The sequence below is a fragment of the Streptomyces sp. NPDC002209 genome (assembly GCF_042890265.1).
Classification (GTDB): domain Bacteria; phylum Actinomycetota; class Actinomycetes; order Streptomycetales; family Streptomycetaceae; genus Streptomyces.
Genome location: NZ_JBIARX010000015.1, coordinates 70,661 through 92,391 on the forward strand (window position 1 = coordinate 70,661; position 21,731 = coordinate 92,391).

Sequence of the window (21,731 nt, forward strand, 5' to 3'; positions counted from 1 at the left end):
ATGACAAACGACAACAACGCCGAAGTTCTCGAGTACCTCAAGCGGACGTCGATCGAGCTGATCGAAACCCGCAAGCGCCTGAAGGAGCTGACCGAGGCCGCCGCCGAGCCCATCGCCGTGGTGGGCGTCGCCTGCCGCTTCCCGGGTGGGGCGGCGTCCCCGGAGGCACTGTGGGACCTGGTGCAGGCGGGCGCGGACGTGGTGTCGGAGTTCCCCGAGGACCGCTTCTGGGACCTGGAGGACCTCTACGACCCGAAGCGCGAGCGGCCGGGCACCTGCTACACGCGGGAAGGCGGCTTCCTCCACGACGCGGGCGACTTCGACGCCGAGTTCTTCGAGATCAACCCGCGCGAGGCGCTGGCCTCCGACCCGCAGCAGCGGCTCCTGCTGGAGACCTCGTGGGAGTCCCTGGAGCGGGCCGGCATCGACCCGCACTCCCTGCGCGGCACCAGCACCGGCGTCTTCGCCGGCATCGCCTACTTCGGGTACGGAAACCACTACTTCACCCCCGAGAACATCTCGGGCTACGCGCAGATCGGCTCCCTGCTGAGCGTCGCGTCCGGCCGCGTGTCGTACGCGCTGGGCCTGGAGGGCCCGGCGGTGTCGACCGACACCGCGTGCTCGTCCTCGCTGGTGACGGTGCACCAGGCGGTGCAGTCGCTGCGCCAGGGCGAGTGCGGCCTGGCGCTGGCCGGCGGCGTCACCGTCATGGCGATGCCGCAGGTGCTCCGCGAGTTCGCGCGCCAGGGCGGCCTGGCGGCCGACGGCCGGTGCAAGGCGTTCGCCGACGCGGCGGACGGCACCGGCTTCTCCGAGGGCGTCGGCATGCTCGTCCTGGAGCGGCTCTCCGACGCGCAGCGCAACGGCCGCAAGATCTGGGCGGTCATCCGCGGCTCCGCCGTCAACCAGGACGGCGCCTCCAACGGCCTGACCGCACCGAGCGGCCCGGCCCAGCAGCGCGTCATCCGCGCCGCGCTGGCCAACGCCCGCGTACAGGCGGGCGACGTCGACGTGGTCGAGGCGCACGGCACCGGCACCATGCTCGGCGACCCCATCGAGGCGCAGGCGCTGCTGGCCACTTACGGGCAGGAGCGCGAGCCGGGCAACCCGCTGTGGCTGGGCTCCCTGAAGTCGAACATCGGCCACACCCAGGCGGCGGGCGGCGTCGGCGGCATCATCAAGATGATCATGGCGATGCAGCACGGCGTCCTGCCCAGGACGCTGCACGTGGACCAGCCCTCGACGCACGTCGACTGGACGGCCGGCGCGGTCGAGCTGCTGACCGAGGCCCGCGACTGGGCCACCGCCCCGGGCCGGCCCCGCCGGGCCGGCGTGTCCAGCTTCGGCGCCAGCGGCACCAACGCCCACCTCATCCTCGAGGAGGCCCCCGACGCGCAGCCGGCCCCGGACGCCGCCGACCGCGTACCGGCCGGCGCTGCGGGCATCGTGCCGTGGGCCCTGTCGGCGCGGTCCGAGCAGGCGCTGCGGGCGCAGGCCGAGAAGCTGCGCGCGTTCGTCGCCGCCGACCCGGCGGCGGACCTCGCCGCCATCGGCGCCTCGCTGGTCTCCAGCCGGGCGCAGTTCGAGCACCGCGCCGTGGTGCTGGGCAGCGGCCGGGACGACCTGCTGGACGCCCTCGCGAAGCTGGCCGAGGGCGCCGAGTCCCCCGCCGTGGTGCGCGGCGCGGCCGGCGAGCCGGGCGGCATCGCCTTCATGTTCCCGGGCCAGGGCTCGAAGTGGACCGGTGTGGCCCGCGAGCTGTACGACACCTTCCCCGTCTTCGCCGAGGCCCTCGACGAGGTCTGTGCGAGCTTCGACGCGCACCTCCCGTTCGAGCTCGGGCCCCTGCTCCTCGCCGACGAGCCCGAGGGCCGCGAGCGTACGGACGTCATGCAGCCCGCGCTGTTCGCCCTGCAGGTCGCCCTCCACCGGCTCCTCGGCCAGTACGGCCCGCAGCCGACCCACCTGATCGGCCACTCCGTCGGCGAGATCGCCGCCGCCCACGTGTCCGGAGCCTTCGACCTGGACACCGCGACCCGCATCGTGGCCGCCCGCGGCCGCACCATGCAGGCCGTCACCGAGCCGGGCGCCATGCTGGCGGTCCGCGCCCCGGAAGCCGAAGTCGCCGCGCTGCTGGGCCCGTACACCCGTACCGGCATCGCCGCCGTCAACGGCCCGGAGTCGGTGGTGGTCTCGGGCCTGCGCGACGAGGTCCACGACCTGCGCGACCGGCTCGTCGCCGACGGCCGGTCGGCGAAGCTGCTCCCCGTCGACCACGCGTTCCACTCCCCGCTGATGGGACCGGTCCTCGAGGAGTTCGAACTGGCGCTGCGCGCGCTGCCCATGGGCGGCGAGCTGTCCGTACCGGTCGTGTCGACGCTGCTGGGCCGCGAGGCCACCCTCCAGGAGCTGACGTCCGTCGCCCACTGGGTCGACCACGTCCGCGAGCCCGTGCGCTTCCACGACGCCGTGGAGCGCGCCCGCGCGGCCGGCGCGGACGTCTTCGTCGAGGTCGGCCCGGGCTCCACGCTCGCCGGCCTCACCAAGGACGCGTTCGCCGCGGAGGGCGTGCACGACGCCGTCGTCGTGGCCTCTTCGCGCCGCGACCGCGGTGTCGCGCAGGGCCTGGCCGGCGCGCTTGCCGAGCTGCACGTCCTGGGCGCCGCCGCGGACTGGGCCGCCCTGTTCGGCACGCAGGAGCGCGTCGACCTCCCGACGTACGCGTTCCAGCACCAGCGCTACTGGATGGACTTCCTGTCGGGCCTCGCGTCCGCGGACGTGACCTCCGCCGGCCTGTCCGCCGCGGAGCACCCGCTGCTCGGTGCCGTGGTGGACCACCCCGGCACCGACGAGGTGGTGTTCACCGACCTGTGGTCCCTGCGGACCCACGAGTGGATCGCCGACCACGCCGTGTTCGACTCGGTCGTCGTCCCGGCGACCGCGTACATGGACCTGGCGCTGTCGGTGGGCCGGCACGTCGGGTGCGCCGCGGTCGAGGAGCTCTCCCTCGAAGTCCCGCTGATCCTCCCCGACACGGGCGACGTGCAGGTGCGCGTCGTCGCCGGCGCCGCGGACGAGAGCGGCCGCCGCTCCCTGGACGTGTACTCGCGTCCCGCCGAGGACGCCGCCGGTGGCGGCGGCTGGACCCGGCACGCCATGGGCACCCTGGCGCCCGGCGCCCCGCAGGACGCCGACCGGGCCGACGACGCCCGCGCGCTCGCCGCGTGGCCGCCGGCCGGGGCCGAGCGGATCGGCTTCGACGGCCTCTACGACTCCCTCGCGGACGGCGGCTTCGACTACGGCCCGCTGTTCCGCGGCCTGCGCGAGGTCTGGCGCAAGGGCGACGACCTGTTCGCCCTCGCCACCCTGCCGGAAGGCGCCGACGGCGGGTTCGCCCTGCACCCGGCGCTGATCGACACCGTGCTGCACGCCGTCGTCGCCGGTGGCGTCATCACCGTGACGGGCGACCAGGGCTGGATGCCCTTCGCCTGGTCCGGCGTGCACCTCGCCGGGGAGTGCGGCCCGACCGTGCGCGTCAAGCTCACCCCGGCCGCCGAAGGCGTCGTGTCCCTCGTGATCGCCGACGAGCACGGCAGCGAGATCGCCCACGTCGACGCGCTCACGTTCCGCCCGGCCAGCGCCGAGCAGGTCCGCTCGGCGCGCGGCGGCCGCGAGCAGTCCCTGTACGCACTGGACTGGCGCCCGGCCCCGGAGGCCGCGCCGGACGCCGGCCGCACGCAGTGGGGCGTCATCGGCTCGGAGACCGGCCGGGCCGCCCGGCTCGTCGCCGCGAGCGACGGCGGCGTCTCGCTGTACGCGTCCCTCGGCGAGGTCCTCACCGCCGACGCCCCCCGCCACCTCGTCCTGTGCCTCGACGACGCCGTCGCCCCCGGCGACGACCTGCTCACCACGGTCGGTGACGCCGGCAAGCACGTGCTGGAGACCGTCCAGAAGGTCCTCGCCGAGGACCGGCTCGCCGCGTCCACGCTGGTCGTGCTCACCCGCCTGGCGCAGGCCGCCGGCGCGGGGGACCGCGTCGAGAGCCTGCCCGGCGCGTCCGTGTGGGGCCTGATCCGCTCCGCCCAGACCGAACACCCCGGCCGGTTCCGGCTCGTCGACATCGACGACGAGGAGACCTCGTGGGCGGCCTTCGCGGACGCCCTCGCCCTCGGTGAGGACCAGCTGGCGCTGCGCGGCGGCGCGTTCCTCGTGCCGCGGATGGTGCAGGCCCAGCCCGCCGACCACCGGCTCGACGCCCCGGCGGACGGCGCGTACCGGCTGGGCATCGCGAAGGCGGGCACGCTGGAGGACCTGACGTGGGTCGCGTGCCCCGAGGTGGCGGCGCCCCTGGAGGCCGGTCAGGTCCGCATCGCCGTCCAGGCCGCCGGCCTCAACTTCCGCGACGTCACGATCGCCCTGGGCCTCATCGACCGGACGGACTTCGACTCCGGGCTCGGCAGCGAGGGCGCGGGCATCGTGCTGGAGGTCGCGGACGACGTGGCCGGCCTCGCCCCGGGCGACCGGGTGACCGGCATCTTCAACGGCTCCTTCGGCCGCGTGGCCGTGGCCGACCACCGCCTGCTGGCCCCCGTCCCCGACGGCTGGAACCACGCCGAGGCGGCCTCCGTGCCGAGCACCTTCCTCACCGCCTACTACGCGCTCTTCCACGTGATGAAGCTGCAGAAGGGGCAGCGCATCCTCATCCACGCCGCGGCCGGCGGCGTCGGAACGGCCGCCGTCCAGCTGGCCCGGCACGTGGGCGCCGAGGTCTACGCCACCGCCAGCCCGGCCAAGTGGCCCGCGCTGCGCGGCATGGGCCTCGACGACGCGCACCTGGCGTCCTCGCGCGACCTGGAGTTCGTGGAGAAGTTCCTCGACGCCACGGACGGCCGCGGTGTCGACGTCGTGCTCAACTCCCTCGCGCACACCTTCGTCGACGCTTCGCTGAAGCTGCTGCCCGGCGGCGGCAACTTCATCGAGATGGGCAAGACGGACATCCGCGACCCCCGGCAGGTCGCTACCGACCACCCCGGAGTCGACTACCAGGCCTTCGACCTCTACGGCACGGCGGGCCCGGACACCATCCACGAGATGTTCGCCGACGTCATGGAGCTGTTCGCCGACGGACGGCTCCAGCTCAGCCCGATCTCCGTCCGCAGCATCCGCGACGCCCGCGCGACGTTCCGCGAGATGAGCCAGGGACGCCACGTCGGCAAGCTGGTCTTCGACCTGAGCAGCGGCTTCGGCGGCGGCAGCGTGCTCGTCACCGGCGGCACCGGAGGCGTCGGTTCGCTGGTGGCGCGGCACCTCGTCGCCGAACACGGCGTACGGAGCCTGGTGCTGGCGAGCCGTCGGGGAACAGCGGCCGCCGGGGTTCCCGAGCTGGTCGCGGACCTCGAGGAGGCGGGCGCCGCCGTCCGGGTCGTGGCCTGCGACATCGCGGACCGCGACGCCCTGGCGGACCTGATCGCGGACATGCCCCCCCGGTACCCGCTGACCGCGGTCGTGCACGCGGCGGGCGTGCTGGCGGACGGCACCGTCGAGTCGCTGACCGCGGAGAGCCTCGACCACGTGCTGCGCGCCAAGGTCGGCGGTGCGGTCAACCTGGACGAGCTGACCCGGGAGCACAACCTGTCGGCGTTCGTCCAGTTCTCCGCCCTCGCCGGCACGCTCGGCACCGGAGGCCAGGCCAACTACGCCGCGGCGAACGGCTTCCTGGACGGTCTGGCGGCGCAGCGCAGCGCATCCGGCCTCGTCGGCACCTCGCTGTGCTGGGGCTGGTGGGAGCAGAGCAGCGGCATGACCGAGGACCTGGACCAGGCCGACCTCTCCCGGCTCCGGCGGATGGGCATCGCCCCGATGCCGACGCCCGAGGCACTGGCCCTGTTCGACGCGGCGTGCGCGAGCGGCAAGCCGGTCCTCGTCCCGGCCCGGGTGGACCTCGCCGGGCTGCGCAGCAAGGCCGCCGACGAGCTGCCGCCGCTGCTGCGCGGCCTCGCCGAAGGCGGCCGTCCGCGCCGGGGCAGGGCGGGCACGCCCAAGGACGGCAGCTCCGTGGACCTGGCCGCCAGGCTGGTCACCCTGCCGGCGGACGAGGCGGAGGCAGCCGCCCTGGACTGGATCCGCGACCAGGCCGCCGTCGTCCTCGGACACCCGTCCGGCGCGGCCGTCGACGCCGACCAGGCGTTCACCCAGCTCGGATTCGACTCGCTGACCGCGGTCGAACTGTGCAACCGCCTGGCCGCCGCGACCGGACTGCGCCTGGCGTCCACCCTCGTCTTCAGCTACCCCACACCGCGCGAACTGGGCCTGTACCTGCTCGGCCTGCTGCGCCCCGAGGCGGACGCGAGCCCGGACGAGGACGCTGCGATCCGCGAAGCACTGCGGAACGTGTCGATCGACAGCCTGCGCAGCGCAGGCCTCCTGGAGCTGGTCCTGGCATGCGCCAACCCGCCCGGGGCGAACGGCGACACGGCCGCGGCCGACGCGGACACCGGTGCGGACGAACTGTCGGACATGGACCTGGACGCGCTGCTCGACCTGGCTCTGGATGAGAAGAGGTAAGTGACATGACCAACTCCGCGGATCAGACGGCGGAGGGCGGGGACCGGGTCCAGCGGGCGCTCCGTACGCTGCTGGAGGAGCGCGACCGCCTGCGCCAGGAGAACGACGCCCTGAAGGCCGGCCGTGGCGAGCCGATCGCCGTGGTGTCCATGGCCTGCCGCTACCCGGGAGGCGTCTCGTCGCCCGAGGAGCTGTGGGACGTGATCCGCAGCGGCCGGGACGTCGTCGACGCCTTCCCGACGGACCGCGGGTGGCGGGACGTGTACGACCCGGACCCCGACACCGTCGGCAGCGCATACGTACGCCAGGGAGGGTTCCTGGCCGACGTCGCCGGCTTCGACGCCGACTTCTTCGGCATCAGCCCGCGCGAGGCACTGGCGACCGACCCGCAGCAGCGCCTGCTGCTGGAGACGTCCTGGGAGGCCTTCGAGCGCGCCGGCATCGTCCCCGCCGACGTCCGCGGGGCGGAGGTCGGCGTCTTCTCCGGAGTGAGCTCCACCGAGTACGGGTGGCGCTTCCTGGAGGCGGGCCAGAGCGAGCTGGAGGGCTACCTGCTCTACGGCAGCTCGCTGAGCGTCGCGTCCGGCCGGGTGGCGTACGAGCTGGGGCTGACCGGGCCGGCGGTGTCCCTGGACACGGCCTGCTCGTCGTCGCTGGTGGCCCTGCACATGGCGGTGCAGTCGCTGCGTGCCGGGGAGTGCTCGCTCGCACTGGCCGGCGGGGCGCTCGTGATGTCGACGCCCGCGGCCTTCGTGGAGTTCGCCCGCCAGGGCGCCCTGTCGGCCGACGGCCGGTGCAAGGCCTTCGCGGACGGGGCCGACGGGACCGGCTGGGCCGAGGGCGTGGGCGTGCTGCTCCTGGAGCGGCTCTCCGACGCCCGCCGCAACGGCCACCCGGTGCTCGCCGTCGTCCGCGGTTCCGCGGTGAACCAGGACGGGGCCAGCAACGGGCTGACCGCTCCCAACGGCCGCGCCCAGGAGAAGGTGATCCGGCGGGCACTGGCGAACGCGGGGGTCAAGGCCTCCGAGGTGGACCTGGTCGAAGCACACGGCACCGGAACCAAGCTGGGCGATCCCATCGAGGCGGAGGCCCTGCTGGCGACCTACGGCAAGGACCGGGCCGACGGCAGGCCGCTCTTCCTGGGATCCCTGAAGTCGAACATGGGCCACGCCCAGGCCGCCGCCGGGGTCGGCGGGGTCATCAAGACCGTGATGGCCATGCGCCACGGGTACCTGCCGAAGACCCTGCACGTGGACGCGCCCTCGCGGCACGTCGACTGGTCCTCCGGCGGGGTCGAACTGCTGGCGGAGGGCCGTGAGTGGACCCGGGCGGACGGTCCGCGCCGGGCCGGGGTGTCCTCGTTCGGCGTCAGCGGCACCAACGCGCACGTGATCCTCGAGGAGGCCCCGCAGCAGGAGCAGGCGGACGAGCGGGCTCCGCTCCCGGGCGTCGTCGGCGGGCTGGTGCCGTGGGTGGTGTCGGCCAAGAGCGCGGCCGCCCTGCAGGGCCAGGCGGGCAAGCTGCGCGACTTCCTCGCCGCCGACCCGCAGGCGGACATCGCCGGGATCGGCGCGTCGCTGCTGTCGAGCCGGTCGCGGTTCGACCACCGTGCGGTCGTGCTGGGCCGCGGCCGCGACGAGCTCCTGAGCGCTCTGACGTCGCTGGGCGAGGGCGCGGAGTCCCCCGCGGTGGTGCGCGCGGCCGCCGGGAAACTCGGCGGTGTCGCCTTCATGTTCCCCGGACAGGGCTCGCAGTGGGTCGGCATGGGCCGGCAGCTGTACGACACCTTCCCGGTCTTCGCGCAGAGCCTCGACGCGTGCGCGGCCGCACTGTCCGAGTGGGTCGACTGGTCGCTGCTCGACGTGGTGCGCGGCGTGGAGGGGGCGCCGTCCCTGGACCGGGTGGACGTGGTCCAGCCGGCGCTGTTCTCGGTGATGGTGTCGATGGCCGCCCTGTGGCGCTCCTGGGGTGTGGAGCCGGCCGCGGTGGTCGGACACAGCCAGGGCGAGATCGCCGCCGCCCACGTCTGCGGTGCGCTGTCGCTGAGGGACGCCACCAAGATCGTGGCGCTCCGCAGCCTGGCCCTGCTGGACCTGATCGGTCACGGCGGGATGGCATCGGTCGCGGAGTCCGCGGACGTCGTAGCGGAACGTCTCGCTCCGTGGGGTGACCAGCTGAGCATCGCCGTCGTCAACGGGCCCCGCTCGGTGGTGGTGTCCGGGGAGCCGGACGCACTCGACGAATTCGTCGAGAAGATGAAGGCCGACGGCGCCCAGGCCCGCAGGATCTCCGTCGACTACGCCTCGCACTCCCACCACGTCACCCGGGTCCGCGAGCAGGTCATCGGCCCGCTGTCCGACCTGAGCCCGAAGACGTCGACGCTGCCCTTCTACTCGACCCTCCACGGCGAGGTCATCGACACCGCGCAGCTGAACGGCGACTACTGGTACGACAACCTGCGCGAGAAGGTCCTCTTCGAAACCTCCGTGCGGCGGTTGGCCGAGGACGGTTTCCGGGTGTTCGTCGAGATGAGCCCGCACCCCGTTCTGACCGTTCCGGTGCAGGAGATCGTCGAGGACGTGGACGACGCGCTGGTCCTGTCCTCGTCGAGGCGGGACCGGGACGAGGTCGAGGCAGTGGTCGGCTCGCTGGCCCAGCTCCACGTCCGGGGCGGATCGGTGGACTGGGACGCCCTGTTCGGGACGCGCGAGCGCGTGGACCTCCCGACGTACGCGTTCCAGCGGCAGCGGTACTGGCTGAACTCCTCGCAGACCGCGGTGGCGGCCGAGGTTCCCTCGACGGAGCCGCCGGCGGGCGACGACCACCTGGTCCCGCTGCCGGACAGGCTCTCCGTGCTCTCCGGCGACGAGGCGCAGGCACTCGTGCTCGAGCACGTCCTCGAGAAGGTCGCCGTCGTGCTCGGACACCCCTCCAGCGCGTCCCTCGACCCCGACCAGGAGTTCAAGGAGATCGGATTCGACTCACTGCTGTCGGTGGAGCTGAGCAAGCGCCTGACCGCGTCGACCGGCCTCAAGCTGCGGGCGAACCTGGTCCTGAAGTACCCGTCGCCGAGGCGGATCGCCGAGCACGTCACGTCCTCGATGGCCGCGTAGGAATGTCCCGCCGGCGGGACACCGCAAGCTCCACAGCGGTTTGTCCCGCCCGGCACCAAGTTGTCTTGAACGGCTGACCCACTTCCCCGAAGGTGGGGGTGATCTGTGAAGTTCTCCGATTCCCGGGCCTGTTTTTTGCTGAGGGGTTGATCTGTGTGCGTTCGTTCGGTGCGTCGTCTGCGCATAAAGGCATGTGGCGGGCGCAGGAAATGGCTCCCGACACGCCGAACCATGCGCTGACCATGTGGGATGTGGACGGTGAGCTGGACACGGCAGTCATCGAATCCGCATTCCTGCACGTGATGGGCGAGGCGGAGGTGCTGCGCGTCAACTTCGTCGACGACGGCAGCGGACTGCGCCTCGTACCCCGGGAACTGGGGGACTGGCGGCCCTTCTTCCTGGACCTCAGTGCCGAGGCCGATCCCGAGCAGGCGGCGCGCGAAGCGCTGGCCGACATGGTGCGGCAGCCGTTCGACCTGTCGAAGGACCTGCTGTTCCGACTGGGCGTGGTCAAGCTCGCCGAGGCCCGCTCCCTCCTGGTGATCGCCTACCACCACCTCATATCCGACGGGTTCGGCGCGGGCGGCCTGCTCTCGAAGCGCCTCGCCGAGGTCTACACGGCGCTGGTGCGGGGCGAGGACGTACCGGAGATGCCGCACCCGTGGGACGCCGAGTCGTTCGCGGCCGAGGCCACGGACTACCTCGCCTCCCCGAAGTTCACCGAGGACATGGACTTCTGGCGCGACTACCTGAAGGACGCGCCGGCGCCCGCCCAGGTCCCGCGCGTCGCCCTGTCCGACTCGCTGCGGGCCGCGCTCTCCCAGCCGATGAGCAGCGCCGACCGCTGGTCGGAGGTGGCCGAAACCATCGGCATGGTGAGCCGGACGCTGACCGTTCCGCGCGCCGAGGCCGACGTGTGGACCGAGACCGCCACGTCCATGGGCGTGTGGATGTCGCAGATGCTCACCGCGGCCGCGGCGGTGTTCTTCCGGCACCGCTGCGACCGTCCGGAGTTCCTCCTCTCGCTGGCCGTGGGCAACCGCGTCGGCGTGGCGAGCCGGACGCCCGGCCTGGCCGTGAACGTGGTGCCGGTGCGCGTGGCCGTTCCGCTCGGCGCGACCTTCGCCGAGATCGCCGACGCGATGGTCGACGAGACGTACGAGCTCTTCGGCCACACCGCCTGCCACTACTCGGACATCCAGCGCGCGAGCGGAACCGTCCTGAGCGGCCGCGGCAGTTTCGGTGCCGTCATGAACGTCGTCGAGTTCGTGGAGCAGCTCCACTTCGCCGACAGCCCGGCGCGCTACTCCGGCGCGACGACCGGCACCTTCGAGGAACTGTCGATCGGCGTCTACACCGACGGCAGCGCCGACAGCGACCTCTACATCCGCCTCGACGCCCCCGCGAGCCTGTACCACCGCGCGGAGCTGCGCTTCCTCGGCGAGGAGCTGATCGCGCACATCCGTGCCGTGGTGGCCGCCGGCACGCAGCCGATCGGCGCGCTGGACGTGGTCGGCGGTGTCGAGCGCGACGGCGTGCTGACGGCACCGAACGACACGGACGTGCCGCTGCCGGGGCTGACGGTTCCGGAGCTGTTCGCCCTGCAGGTGGAGCGGGACCCCTACGCCGTGGCCATGGTGTCCGGCGACTCGGAGGTCTCGTACCGGGAGCTGGACGAGCGCTCGAGCCGTCTGGCCGCGGCGCTGCGACGCCGGCAGGTCGGACCCGAGACGGTCGTCGCCGTGGCCCTGCCCCGATCGGTGGACCTCGCCGTCGCCCTGCTGGGCGTGGTGAAGGCCGGCGGAGCCTACCTGCCGGTCGACCCGGCGCTCCCGGCGGAGCAGATCACGTCGCAGGTCGCCGGCTCTTCGGCGCGCGCCCTGCTCACCGATGCGGCGACGGCCGGAGCACTCTCGTCCGGCCTGGACGTTCCGGCGATCGTCTTCGACGACATCCCCTCGGACGGCGCCGCCGACGAGAACGACGCTGCGCCGGAGGCTGCGGCCCCCTCGCACCAGGACGGCCTGCTGGCCGTGATGCACGGCTCCGCAACGGCCGGTGCGGCCACCGGTGTCGCCGTGACGCACCGGAACATGGAGCGGTTCGTCAAGGACCGCCACTGCAAGGAGGCCGGCCACGGCACCGTGCTGTGGCACGCGCCGCACACCGCCGACGCGCTCGCCCTCGAACTGTGGGTGCCCCTGCTGAACGGCGGCCGCGTGGTCGTGGCTCCCGCGGGAGAGCTCGACATCGACGCGCTGACCGCTGTCCGGGCGGCGCACGAGATCTCCACGGTGTGGCTGCCCGCGGGCCTGTTCTCGGCGATCGCGGCGGAACGCCCCGAGAGCTTCGCCGGGCTGCGCGAGGTGTGGACCGGTGGCGACCGCGTGTCCACGGCCGCGCTGCGCCGGGTCCGCGAGGCCTGCCCCGAGCTGACGATCGTCACCGGCCACGGCCTGACGGAAACGACCGTCTTCGCCGCATACCAGCGCCTGGCTGCGGACGAACCGGTGCGCCTCGCCTCCGCGGTCGGCCGCCCGATGGACAACACCGCCCTCTACGTGCTGGGTCCGGGGCTGGCGCCGGTGCCCGTCGGCGTGACCGGAGAGCTGTACGTGGCGGGCCCCGGCGTGGCCCGTGGGTACGCCGGGCAGCCCGGGCCGACCGCGGAGCGCTTCGTGCCGTGCCCGTTCGGTCCGGCCGGCGGGCTCATGTACCGGACCGGGGACCGCGTGCGCTGGGGTACCGGCGGCCGGCTCGAGTACGTGGCCCGGGCCGACGCCCAGGTCGATGTACGTGGCGTTCGAGTCGAGTTGGCCGAGGTCGAAGAGGTGCTGTCCGAGCACAGCGGCCTTGCACAGTCGGTCGTGGTCGTCAAGGAGGACGGTTCCGGGCAGCAGCGGCTGGTGGCCTACGTGGTCCCGGTCCGCGGCCAGGCCGTTTCGGGCGAAGAGCTGCGCCGGTTCGCCGCGGGGTGGCTGCCGGAGTCCATGGTGCCGTCGGTGTTCACGGTGCTGGAACGCCTGCCGGTGACGGTCAACGGGACGGTGGACCGGGCGTCGCTGCCGGAGCCCGAGTTCGACGCGAAGTACCGCGCACCGCGCAACGAGACCGAGCGGGTTCTGGCCGCGGCGTTCGCCGACGTGCTCGAGCTGGACCGGGTGGGCATCGACGAGGACTTCTTCGACCTCGGTGGCAACTCGCTGCGGGCGATCAGGCTGGTCGGCCTGATCCGGGCGGAGCTGAACCAGGAGGTGTCGATCCGCAGGCTGTTCGCGGCGCGCACCATCACCGGTCTGTCGGACATGTGGAAGGACCTCGCCCAGTCCAGCCGGCCGACTCTGCGCAGGAGGACGAGGGAAGGCGCCGTTCTCTGACCGCACCGTCACGCCGAAGCGCCCGCGGCCCCCTGACCATCAGGGGGCCGCGGGCGTTCGTGCTGCCCGCCTTCGAGCGGGGCTCGAGCGGGACACCACCGGCCTCCGGTGAACTTCCGACGGGGTTCAGCTCGTGCTGGACCGAGCCGTGTGAGTGGTTCCGCACGGCCTTCCGTGGCTGAAGCCGGTGTGGTGGCGCAAAACCATCGCTACTAAGAAAACCGCACGAGCGGTTTGTTATTGTCCTTGAGTCCTGCCTGTTTGCTCTGCCGATCCGATGGGAGTCCACTCGCCGTGGCCACCTTCCTTTACAAACTCGGCCGCCTGGCGTTCCGGCGCCGATGGCTGCTGGTCGTCCTGTGGGTGCTGATCTTCGGCGGCGTCGGAGTCGCGGCGTCCTCCGCACCCCCGCCCCCCGCCGACACCTTCTCCATGCCGGGCACCGAGTCGCAGAAGGCGTTCGACCTGCTCAAGGAGAAGTTCCCCGCGGCCAGCGCCACCGGCGCCAGCGCCCGGGTCGTCATCCGCGCCCCCCAGGGCGCCAAGATCTCCGACAACGGCCCCAAGGCCGGCGTCACCGAGCTGCTCGGGAACCTGTCCAAGGCCCCCGAGGTGATCGGCGCGACCGACCCCTACCAGGCCAACACCATCAGCAAGGACGGCACCACCGCCTACGCCGTGGTGACCTACAAGGTCCCCGGCCCCGAGGTGAGCGACGAGGCGCACGACGCCTTCGACGAGATCACCGAGAAGGCCCGGGCCGGCGGACTGACCGTCGAGGCCGGCGGTGACGCCGTCAAGATCAAGGCCGAGATGGGCGGTTCCGGCGAAGGCATCGGCATCCTGGTCTCCGCCATAGTCCTGTTGCTGACCTTCGGCTCGATGATCGCGGCCGGCATGCCGCTCCTGACCGCCACCATCGGCGTCTCCATCGGCATCTCCGGCATCACCGCGCTCGGCAGCACGTTCGGGCTCTCCGCCACCACCTCGACCCTGGCGATGATGCTCGGCCTCGCCGTCGGCATCGACTACGCGCTGTTCATCGTCTCCCGCTACCGCTCGGAGATGGCGGAGGGCCGCGACCGCGAGGAGGCCGCCGGACGCGCCGTCGGCACGGCCGGCTCGGCCGTCGTCTTCGCCGGCCTCACGGTCATCATCGCGCTGGCCGGCCTGTCCGTCGTGAACGTCCCGCTGCTCACCAAGATGGGCCTGGCAGCCTCCGGCACGGTCGCCGTCGCCGTCCTCATCGCGCTGACGCTGGTTCCCGCGCTGCTCGGCTTCGCCCCGTTCAAGGTGCTGCCCCGCCGCGAGCGCCACCTGTTCTGGAGCGGTCCGCTGTCGGCCCGCAAGCAGCGCGTGTCCGCGAAGCGAGCCGCCAAGGCCGCCGCGCGCGCCGCGAAGAAGGACCCGAACAAGCCGAACCTCGGCTCCCGCTGGGCCGGCTACGTGCTCCGCAACCCGGTCGCCGTCCTGCTCGTCGGCGTCCTGGGCCTCGGTGCGCTCGCGGTGCCCGCCGCCAGCCTGGAGCTCGGCCTGCCGGGCGAGGGCACCATGTCGACGGAGACCACCCAGCGCAAGGCGTACGACATGCTGTCCGAGTCCTTCGGCGCCGGCTTCAACGGCCCGCTGATGGTCACGGTCAGCGCCAAGGACGCCAAGGCCGCCGGCGACACCGTCGGCAAGGCCCTCGCCAAGGTGGACGGGGTGGCCTCGGTCTCCCCGGCCGTCGCCAACGAGGCCGGCGACACCGCCATCCTCAACGTCGTCCCCACCACCGGTCCGGCCGACAAGAAGACCGAGGACCTCGTCCACCACCTCCGCGCCCTCGCGGGCGGCCTGGAGGAGCAGACCTCCGCCGAGGTGCTGATCACCGGTCAGACCGCGATGCTCATCGACTTCTCGAAGACGCTGGACGACGCGTTCGTGCCCTACCTCGGCCTGGTCGTCGGCCTGGCCTTCGTCCTGCTGGTCCTGGTCTTCCGCTCGCTGCTCGTCCCGCTGAAGGCGGCCCTCGGCTTCCTCCTGTCGGTCAGCGCGGCCCTCGGCGCCGTCGTCGCGGTCTTCCAGTGGGGCTGGCTGGCGGACGTCTTCGGCATCGACCAGACCGGTCCGATCATGAGCACCATGCCGATCTTCATGATCGGCATCGTCTTCGGCCTGGCCATGGACTACGAGGTCTTCCTGGTCTCCCGCATGCGCGAGGCCTACGTCCACGGCGCAGGCCCGGACGAGGCCGTGGCCACCGGCTTCCGCTACAGCGGCCGCGTCGTCACCGCCGCGGCGGCCATCATGATCAGCGTGTTCTCCGGCTTCATCCTGGACGCCAACGACATGATCCAGATGATCGGCTTCGGGCTGGCGACGGCCATCCTCTTCGACGCCTTCGTCGTCCGCATGGCGATCGTGCCGGCCCTGTTCGCCCTGCTCGGCAAGTCCGCCTGGTGGCTGCCCCGCTGGCTCGACGCACTCCTGCCGAACGTCGACGTGGAGGGCGAGAAGCTCAACCGCATCGTCGCCCGCTCGGTCCCGACCCGCGAGCGCGAGCTCGTGGACCGCGTCTCCTAGCGGATCCCCGTAAGGGGACACGCGCAGCGGACTCCCGCTGCGGACCGGACCCCCGTCCGACCGTCAGGGAGCCGCACCCCCGCCGGCCCGGTGGCACCAGCCACCGGGCCGGCCGTCGTCTCCGGGCCGAGCCGCCGGCAGCCGTCCTGCAGGCCGCTACTGATGCGGGATGTCGACGCCGGCCGCCCGGAGGTTCGCCTCGAGCAGCTCGGTCAGCCGGGCAGCAGCCGGCGCCTGGTCCGCCCGGTGGTGGTTGATGAGGCCGTAGCGGGTGGCGGCGTCGGGCCTGGCCCGGAACTCGGCCGGCATCGACAGCAGTTCACGGTTGGCCAGCACCTTGGCGGCCAGGGCGGACGCGATCTCGTCCAGCCGCGGGTCGTCCGGATCCCACGACTCGGCGTCCTGGCAGAGCTTCATCAGCTCGACGTACTGGGGGTCGCCGAGCTGACGCTCGAGCTGGCTCAGGAAGCTGTCGAAGACCTCCGGCACCAGCGCACGGGCCAGGATCAGGGCCTCCTGCTGGATGGCCACGTACTCCGCACCGAAGCCGAGCTCCGCGAACCGGTCCAGGGCCGCGCACGCGCGCTCGGGCAGCAGGAGCCGGTCGCCGGCCGCCAGCCGGTGCAGCACCGCGCGCCGCGCGATCAGCTCCTCGATCCGATCGGTGAGCCGCCGCTCGACGTCGTCCAGGGCGGAGGCGAACTGCTCGGGATCGGCGTCGAGCAGATCCCCGACCTCGGCCAGTGGCACACCCGCTTCGGCGAGCGTCCGGGCCTGGACGAGCCGCAGCATGTCGGACGATCCGTACCGGCGATATCCGGAGCTGTCGCGCTCCGGTTCGTCCACCAGGCCGAGCCGGTGGTAGTGGCGCACGGTCTTGACCGTGACGCCGGCGAACGCGGCCGCCTGACCGATCGTGAGTCCGTACACCATCGGCTCAGCGGGCCCTCTGGTCGTGGGCGGCCGCGGTCTCGCGTACGGCAGCGGCTATGGCCCGGAAGTCCTTGGCCAGAACCTTGGAGTGGTTGCTCGCGACCTTCGCGCTCACCTTGACGTTCGGGTTCCGGGCGAGCACGGGATCGAGTGCCGCCCGCATCTTCTCCATCTCGTCCTGCCCACCGCCGAGGCTGCCACCCGTGGCGAGGACGTACCGCACCGGGCAGGTCAGACGGTCGAGGACCGGCCCGATGGCGGCGTTGACCTCGTTGGCCTCGATGTTGATGTCGGCATGCTGGTCGGCGGTCATCCGCGCGGCCATGCCCAGCGGGCGCACCAGCGGCAGCAGCCACCGCATCCGGCGGAACAGGCGCCGGATCCGCTCACGGCCCTCCTCGCCGGTCAGCCCGTACGGAATGCCGCCGTCCACGGCCACGACCCCCAGGACGCGGTCCGGATTCCGGTCGGCCCAGTGCGCCGCGAGGGCCGCACCGTACGACCAGCCGACGAGCAGCGGCCGCTCCACCCCGGTCGCACCGAGAACGGCATCGAGATCCCGGACGCACGCCTCGAAGGAGTAGTCCGCCGACTGCTTCGACCGGCCGCGGGCCCGTTCGTCGTAGGTGATGTGCCGCCAGCCGGAGTCGAGTTCGGCGATCACGGGCCGCCAGGGCCGGGAGTCGGCATACGAGCCGTTGAGATAGACGAGGGGACGGCCGGGTCCGCGCGTGTCGGTGACGGCCAGGGCCGTGTCGTCGACAGGGACCATGCCGGTCCAGGACGAGGAAGTGGAATCGGTCATGCCCATCAGCGTCCACCCTGACCCAGGGTCAAGGTCAACCAGCGACATCAAGCCGGTGCCCCGGCAGTACGACGAACGCAAGGCACTGGCCTCCACGATCGATCCGCGGGGCGGGACGGCCTCGGCGGGGGCCGGGGCGAGACGGAGGCGGCAGGCGGCGGGGACCGGAAAGCCGATGGCCGGCCGGGCCGGCTGCGCAGGGCCGTGGACGGGGACCGGTTCATCACCGCATGGCGGGGCACGGCGTTCGACTCTCGGCACGTCTGCGCAGCCGGCGCACGGCCGGCCGGGAAGGTCGTCAGGAAGCGGCGGAGGCGAGCAGTCCCTCGGTGACGGCCGCAGTGACCTGGTCGTTCTGGTCGACGAGGTAGAAGTGGCCGCCGGGGAAGACCTTCAGGTCGAAGTCACCGGTGGTCTGCTCCCGCCATGTCCCGGCCTCCTCGACCGTCACCATCGGGTCGCTGTCCCCGATCAGGGTGGTGATCGGAGCGGCGAGCGGCTCTCCCCCGCGCCAGTCGTACGCGGCGAGGGCGCGGTAGTCGGCTCGCAGCGCCGGCAGTACGAGCTCCAGGACCTCGGGGTTTTCGAGCATCGACTGATCGGTGCCGCCCAGCTTGCGCAGCTCGGCCAGCACGTCGGCGTCGTCGTAGAACTCGTACTGGGCGCTGGTGCCGGGTCGCGGCGCGCCCCGGCCGGAGAGGAACAGCCGCTGGGGCCCGGGCACTTCGCCCCGGGCGACGAGCAGCCGGGCCGTCTCGAACGCGACGAGCGCGCCCATGCTGTGTCCGAACAGGGCGTACGGCCGTCCGGGCTCCGAGGCCAGTTCGCGGGCCAGTTCCTCGGCCACTGCCTCGACGAGCGGCGCCACGGCCGTGTACGGCTCCTCGTGGTACCGGTCCTGGCGCCCCGGATACTGCACGGACACCACGTCGAAGTCCGCGGGCAGCGTGCGCGCCAACTGCACGTACGCCGTCGCGGAGCCTCCCGCGTGCGGGAAGCAGAAGAGGCGTGGCCCGTTTCCCGTGGTCGTGGTGAAGCGCCGGAACCACGTGCTGTTCATCGTCGGTGTGTCCCTTCGTCTGTGCCGGCAACACTGCCCCCGCTGATCACACCGACCGGACCGGCAGAGGGCAGAGCGAAAGCCCGCCGGTGCCCTCGGGGGATGGGGCGCCGGCGGGCGGTTCGATGCCCCGTGAGGGCTCGCGCCCGTCCGTATCGGAGCTCATGACCGAGCATCACGCCCCGTCCTCGAAGGGTGCTCGCAGTCCGCTGGAGAACCGGCAGCGTCAGCGAGGGGTGGCGGCGCGCGTGCAGGGGGTCGGGGCGCAGCATCGTGGAGGGGTCGCGCAGGGCGAGGGGGAGGGAGCTCATCGGACGGCCTCCTCGGGCCGGCCGGGCAGGCTGGGGATGGTGGCGCCGGTCAGAGGCTGCGGGCGGTGATGTCGCCGTAGTTGGTGCTGGCGTGGATGTTCAGGCCGGCGACACCTTCGCTGTTCCGCAGCGAGTTGTGGATGCGGCCGTATGTGGTGCCGGCGTCCAGGGAAGCGGAGACTCCGCGGGCGGCACCGACCGTGATCTCGCCCTGCTCGGTGCGCAGCGTGACGGTGCCGCGCACGGCCTCGGCGATGTGGAGGTCGCCCTTCTGGGTGCTGATCTGCGCGTCCCCGTTCAGGCGGCCGACCGAGACGTCACCCGACATGAGGGTCAGCCGGGCGCTCGCCGCCTCGTCGATCGTGACCGTGGCCTGCGCGCCCTCGAACGCGACGTCGCCGAGGCGCCCGACGCACTGGAACTCGGCGCTGGCCGTCTTCGCCTCGACGCGGGAGCCGGCGGGCAGCTGGACGGTCAGTTCGACGGATCCGGAGGAGCCGAGGACCCGGTTCTTGGCCGGAGCGGCCTCGATCCGCAGAACACCGTCGATGTAGGTGACGGTGGTGTCCTGGGCGGCCTTCACGTCACGGCTCTTGGAGGCGTCGGCGGGCAGGATCTCGACGGTGGTGTTGTCCCGGTCGGCGGCGATGAACCGGATGCGTCCGGCGGGGATGTCGACGACGGTGGAGCTGCCGGCGGGGGTGTCGAACTTCTGCATGGTGCTCTCCTTCTGGTTCAGCGTGCACTCTGTCGGCCCGCTGTTTCTGATGATGGAAAAGCTACGTTGCATTCACGGAGTTGGCAACACTCTCGTTGCGCAAAATAGGCATCAATGCAGGTCAGGGATAAGAATTCGTTGCAATGCCCTTGAGGCTAACGCAACGTCCGCCCGCGGTTCGTTGCAATGGGTTGAGCGTGAACGCGATACTTGGAGAGACCACGGACCGCCTCTCGGGCGGGCCCTTCCGTCCGCGTCCCGGCAACTCTCCTTCCCCGCCCGGCGCTTAGGCTGATGTGGATCAACTCATCGGTTGATCAGGGGATCGGGGGGAACCGATGAACAGTGCGACCGAGGTGTTCCAGCCGCTCCAGGCGGACGATCCGCCGTCGGTGGCCGGCTACCGCCTCGTGGCCCGGCTCGGTGCGGGGGGCATGGGCCGGGTCTACCTGTCGTACACGCGGGGTGGCCGCCCCGTCGCGATCAAGGTGGTACGGCCGGAGCTGTCCGAGGACCCGGCGTTCCGGCGGCGGTTCCGCCGCGAGGTGGAGGCGGCCAGGCGGGTGCGGGGTGCGTACACCGCCGAGCTGATCGATGCCGAGGCGGACGGGGTGCCGCCCTGGCTCGCCACCCTCTACGTGCCCGGGCCCTCGCTCACGGAGGCCGTCGCCCGGCGCGGACCACTGCCGGTGCCCGCGCTGCTGTGGCTGGTGGCGGGGGTGGCCGAAGCCCTCCAGGCCATTCACGGTGCGGGCATCGTGCACCGGGACCTGAAGCCGTCCAACGTCCTCCTGGCCGCCGACGGGCCCCGTGTCATCGACTTCGGCATTTCGCTGGCGTCCGGCACCACTGCACACACCGCGACGGGCACCGCCATCGGCACGCCCCAGTACATGGCCCCCGAACAGGCGTCGGCGGGCGAGGTCACGGCAGCCACCGACGTCTTCGCGCTGGGCCAGACGGCGGCGTTCGCCGCGCTGGGCGAGCCGCTGTACGGGGACGGCCCCGCCGTGAGCGTGCTGTTCCGGATCGTGCACTCCGAGCCCGATCTGTCCCGGCTGCCGGAGCCGCTGCGCCCGCTGATCGCCCGGTGCCTGGCTGCCGATCCGGAGGAGCGGGCCACCCCGGCGGAGATCGTCGCGTGGTGCCGGCAGCGGCTGGGCGAGGACGCCGACGGGGGCGGCGGCCCGGCCGTCTGGCGGGAGGTGACCGGGCCGGAGGTGATGGTTCCGGCGCCGGTCCCGGATCCCACCCCGGTGCACACCCTGCCGCTGGTCCGCCGTCCGGCGCCGGACGAGCCGCAGGAACGGCGGCCGCGCAGGCGGCGTACCGCACTGATCGCTGCCGCGGCGGTCACGGCAGGGGCACTCCTGCTGACGGGGCTGGCCTGGACGGTCCTGGACGCGACCGGCAGACTGCGCGACCGGGAGGCGACCTCGGCGGACTCCGCCGCGGCAGCCCACCGGACGCCGTCAGGGCCGGCCGGCTCGGCGGCCGGCGACCGCAAGCCGTCCGCCTCCGGATCCGCCCCCGCCCCCGCCCCCGCCTCCGCCTCCGGATCCGCAAGCACGCCCCCGCAGCCGAAGCCCGTTCCCCACACCATGCTGATGCTGACGGAGGAGAACTCCATCAGCCTCGAAGACCCGGTCCGGCACGAGGACCGCACGGGGGACGTCCGCCTGAAGTGCGCGGGGTCCAGCTGCGAGCTGGTGACCGACTCGGGCGCGATGACCTTGCTGTACGGCGAGCCGAGCGGCTCCCTCGACGAGTGCCGGGCCCTCACGGCGAACGGCGCCCGGAGCGTTCCGCTGGCCGCGGTGGCGCTCGGCAGCGAGATCTGCGTCAGGAACCCGTCGGGGGACATCGCGCTGCTCGTCATCCAGATCAAGTCGACGGTTCGCGTGCAGGGCGTACCCGACTTCGTGTCGGTGGACATGACGGTCTGGCGGAACCCGGCAGCCTGACGGCTTGACCCGGGCAGCCGTACCGGGACAGAGCCGCTCGCGCGGGCCGCTCGTCCTGACTCCAAGTATCCGTCCCCCCTGTGATCGTGACGGAGCGTCACAAGGTCATCCGCCCTGTGGAAGTCGACTTCCGTCTCGGCATGCAGGATGTTCCGCCTGCCCCCTTTTTGGGGCGTTGAACCCGTGGCTATGTTTCGCTCGCGCTAGACGATCTTCAAGCGCTCAGGAACATCCCTTGGGGGGATCGTGCATTCTCGTACCAGACCGGGGACGTCATGGAGACGTCCCCGATCGGTGACAGGCACTCCGGGCAGACTCGGG

Annotated in this window: 9 protein-coding genes and 1 pseudogene; 5 read left to right on the plus strand and 5 right to left on the minus strand. The window is 72.5% G+C overall.

Features of this window, described 5'->3' with window-relative positions; genetic code table 11:
* The 4 genes from ACFYXK_RS25780 to ACFYXK_RS25795 all read left to right on the plus strand — a co-directional run bounded on the left by ACFYXK_RS25780 (position 1) and on the right by ACFYXK_RS25795 (position 15,619).
* Entirely contained in the window at positions 1-6,564 is a 6,564-nt protein-coding gene (locus ACFYXK_RS25780) for a type I polyketide synthase (RefSeq protein WP_389413241.1), read from the plus strand.
* A gap of 5 nt (positions 6,565-6,569) precedes the next feature.
* The gene (locus ACFYXK_RS25785; protein WP_389413242.1) at positions 6,570-9,677 is read left to right on the plus strand and encodes a type I polyketide synthase; all 3,108 of its coding nucleotides are present in this window, start codon (positions 6,570-6,572) and stop codon (positions 9,675-9,677) included.
* Positions 9,678-9,832: 155 nt separating this feature from the next.
* The gene (locus ACFYXK_RS25790) at positions 9,833-13,054 is read left to right on the plus strand and encodes an amino acid adenylation domain-containing protein (protein WP_389413302.1); all 3,222 of its coding nucleotides are present in this window, start codon (positions 9,833-9,835) and stop codon (positions 13,052-13,054) included.
* 294 nt (positions 13,055-13,348) lie between these two features.
* Positions 13,349-15,619 (plus strand): MMPL family transporter, encoded by a 2,271-nt coding sequence (locus tag ACFYXK_RS25795; RefSeq protein WP_389413243.1) that lies wholly within the window; start codon positions 13,349-13,351, stop codon positions 15,617-15,619.
* 156 nt (positions 15,620-15,775) lie between these two features.
* Here the strand turns inward: ACFYXK_RS25795 and ACFYXK_RS25800 are convergent, their stop codons facing one another.
* The 5 genes and pseudogenes from ACFYXK_RS25800 to ACFYXK_RS25820 form a co-directional block, all read right to left on the minus strand.
* Positions 15,776-16,552, minus strand: a complete 777-nt coding sequence (locus ACFYXK_RS25800) for a MerR family transcriptional regulator (protein ID WP_389413244.1) — start codon at positions 16,550-16,552, stop codon at positions 15,776-15,778.
* Between the two features lie 4 nt (positions 16,553-16,556).
* Positions 16,557-17,357, minus strand: coding sequence for an alpha/beta fold hydrolase (locus ACFYXK_RS25805; RefSeq protein ID WP_389413245.1), 801 nt, complete (start codon positions 17,355-17,357; stop codon positions 16,557-16,559).
* A gap of 298 nt (positions 17,358-17,655) precedes the next feature.
* A complete protein-coding gene (locus ACFYXK_RS25810) occupies positions 17,656-18,417 on the minus strand; it encodes a thioesterase II family protein (RefSeq protein WP_389413246.1) in 762 nt (253 codons plus the stop codon).
* A 212-nt stretch (positions 18,418-18,629) separates the two neighbouring features.
* Positions 18,630-18,728: pseudogene (locus ACFYXK_RS25815) on the minus strand (ABC transporter permease); the annotation flags it as partial.
* 49 nt (positions 18,729-18,777) lie between these two features.
* Entirely contained in the window at positions 18,778-19,446 is a 669-nt protein-coding gene (locus ACFYXK_RS25820; protein ID WP_389413247.1) for a DUF4097 family beta strand repeat-containing protein, read from the minus strand.
* Between the two features lie 338 nt (positions 19,447-19,784).
* On the opposite strand from ACFYXK_RS25820, the gene ACFYXK_RS25825 reads away from it, so the two are divergent.
* Positions 19,785-21,410, plus strand: coding sequence for a serine/threonine-protein kinase (locus tag ACFYXK_RS25825; RefSeq protein ID WP_389413248.1), 1,626 nt, complete (start codon positions 19,785-19,787; stop codon positions 21,408-21,410).
* The last annotated feature ends 321 nt before the right edge of the window (positions 21,411-21,731 follow it).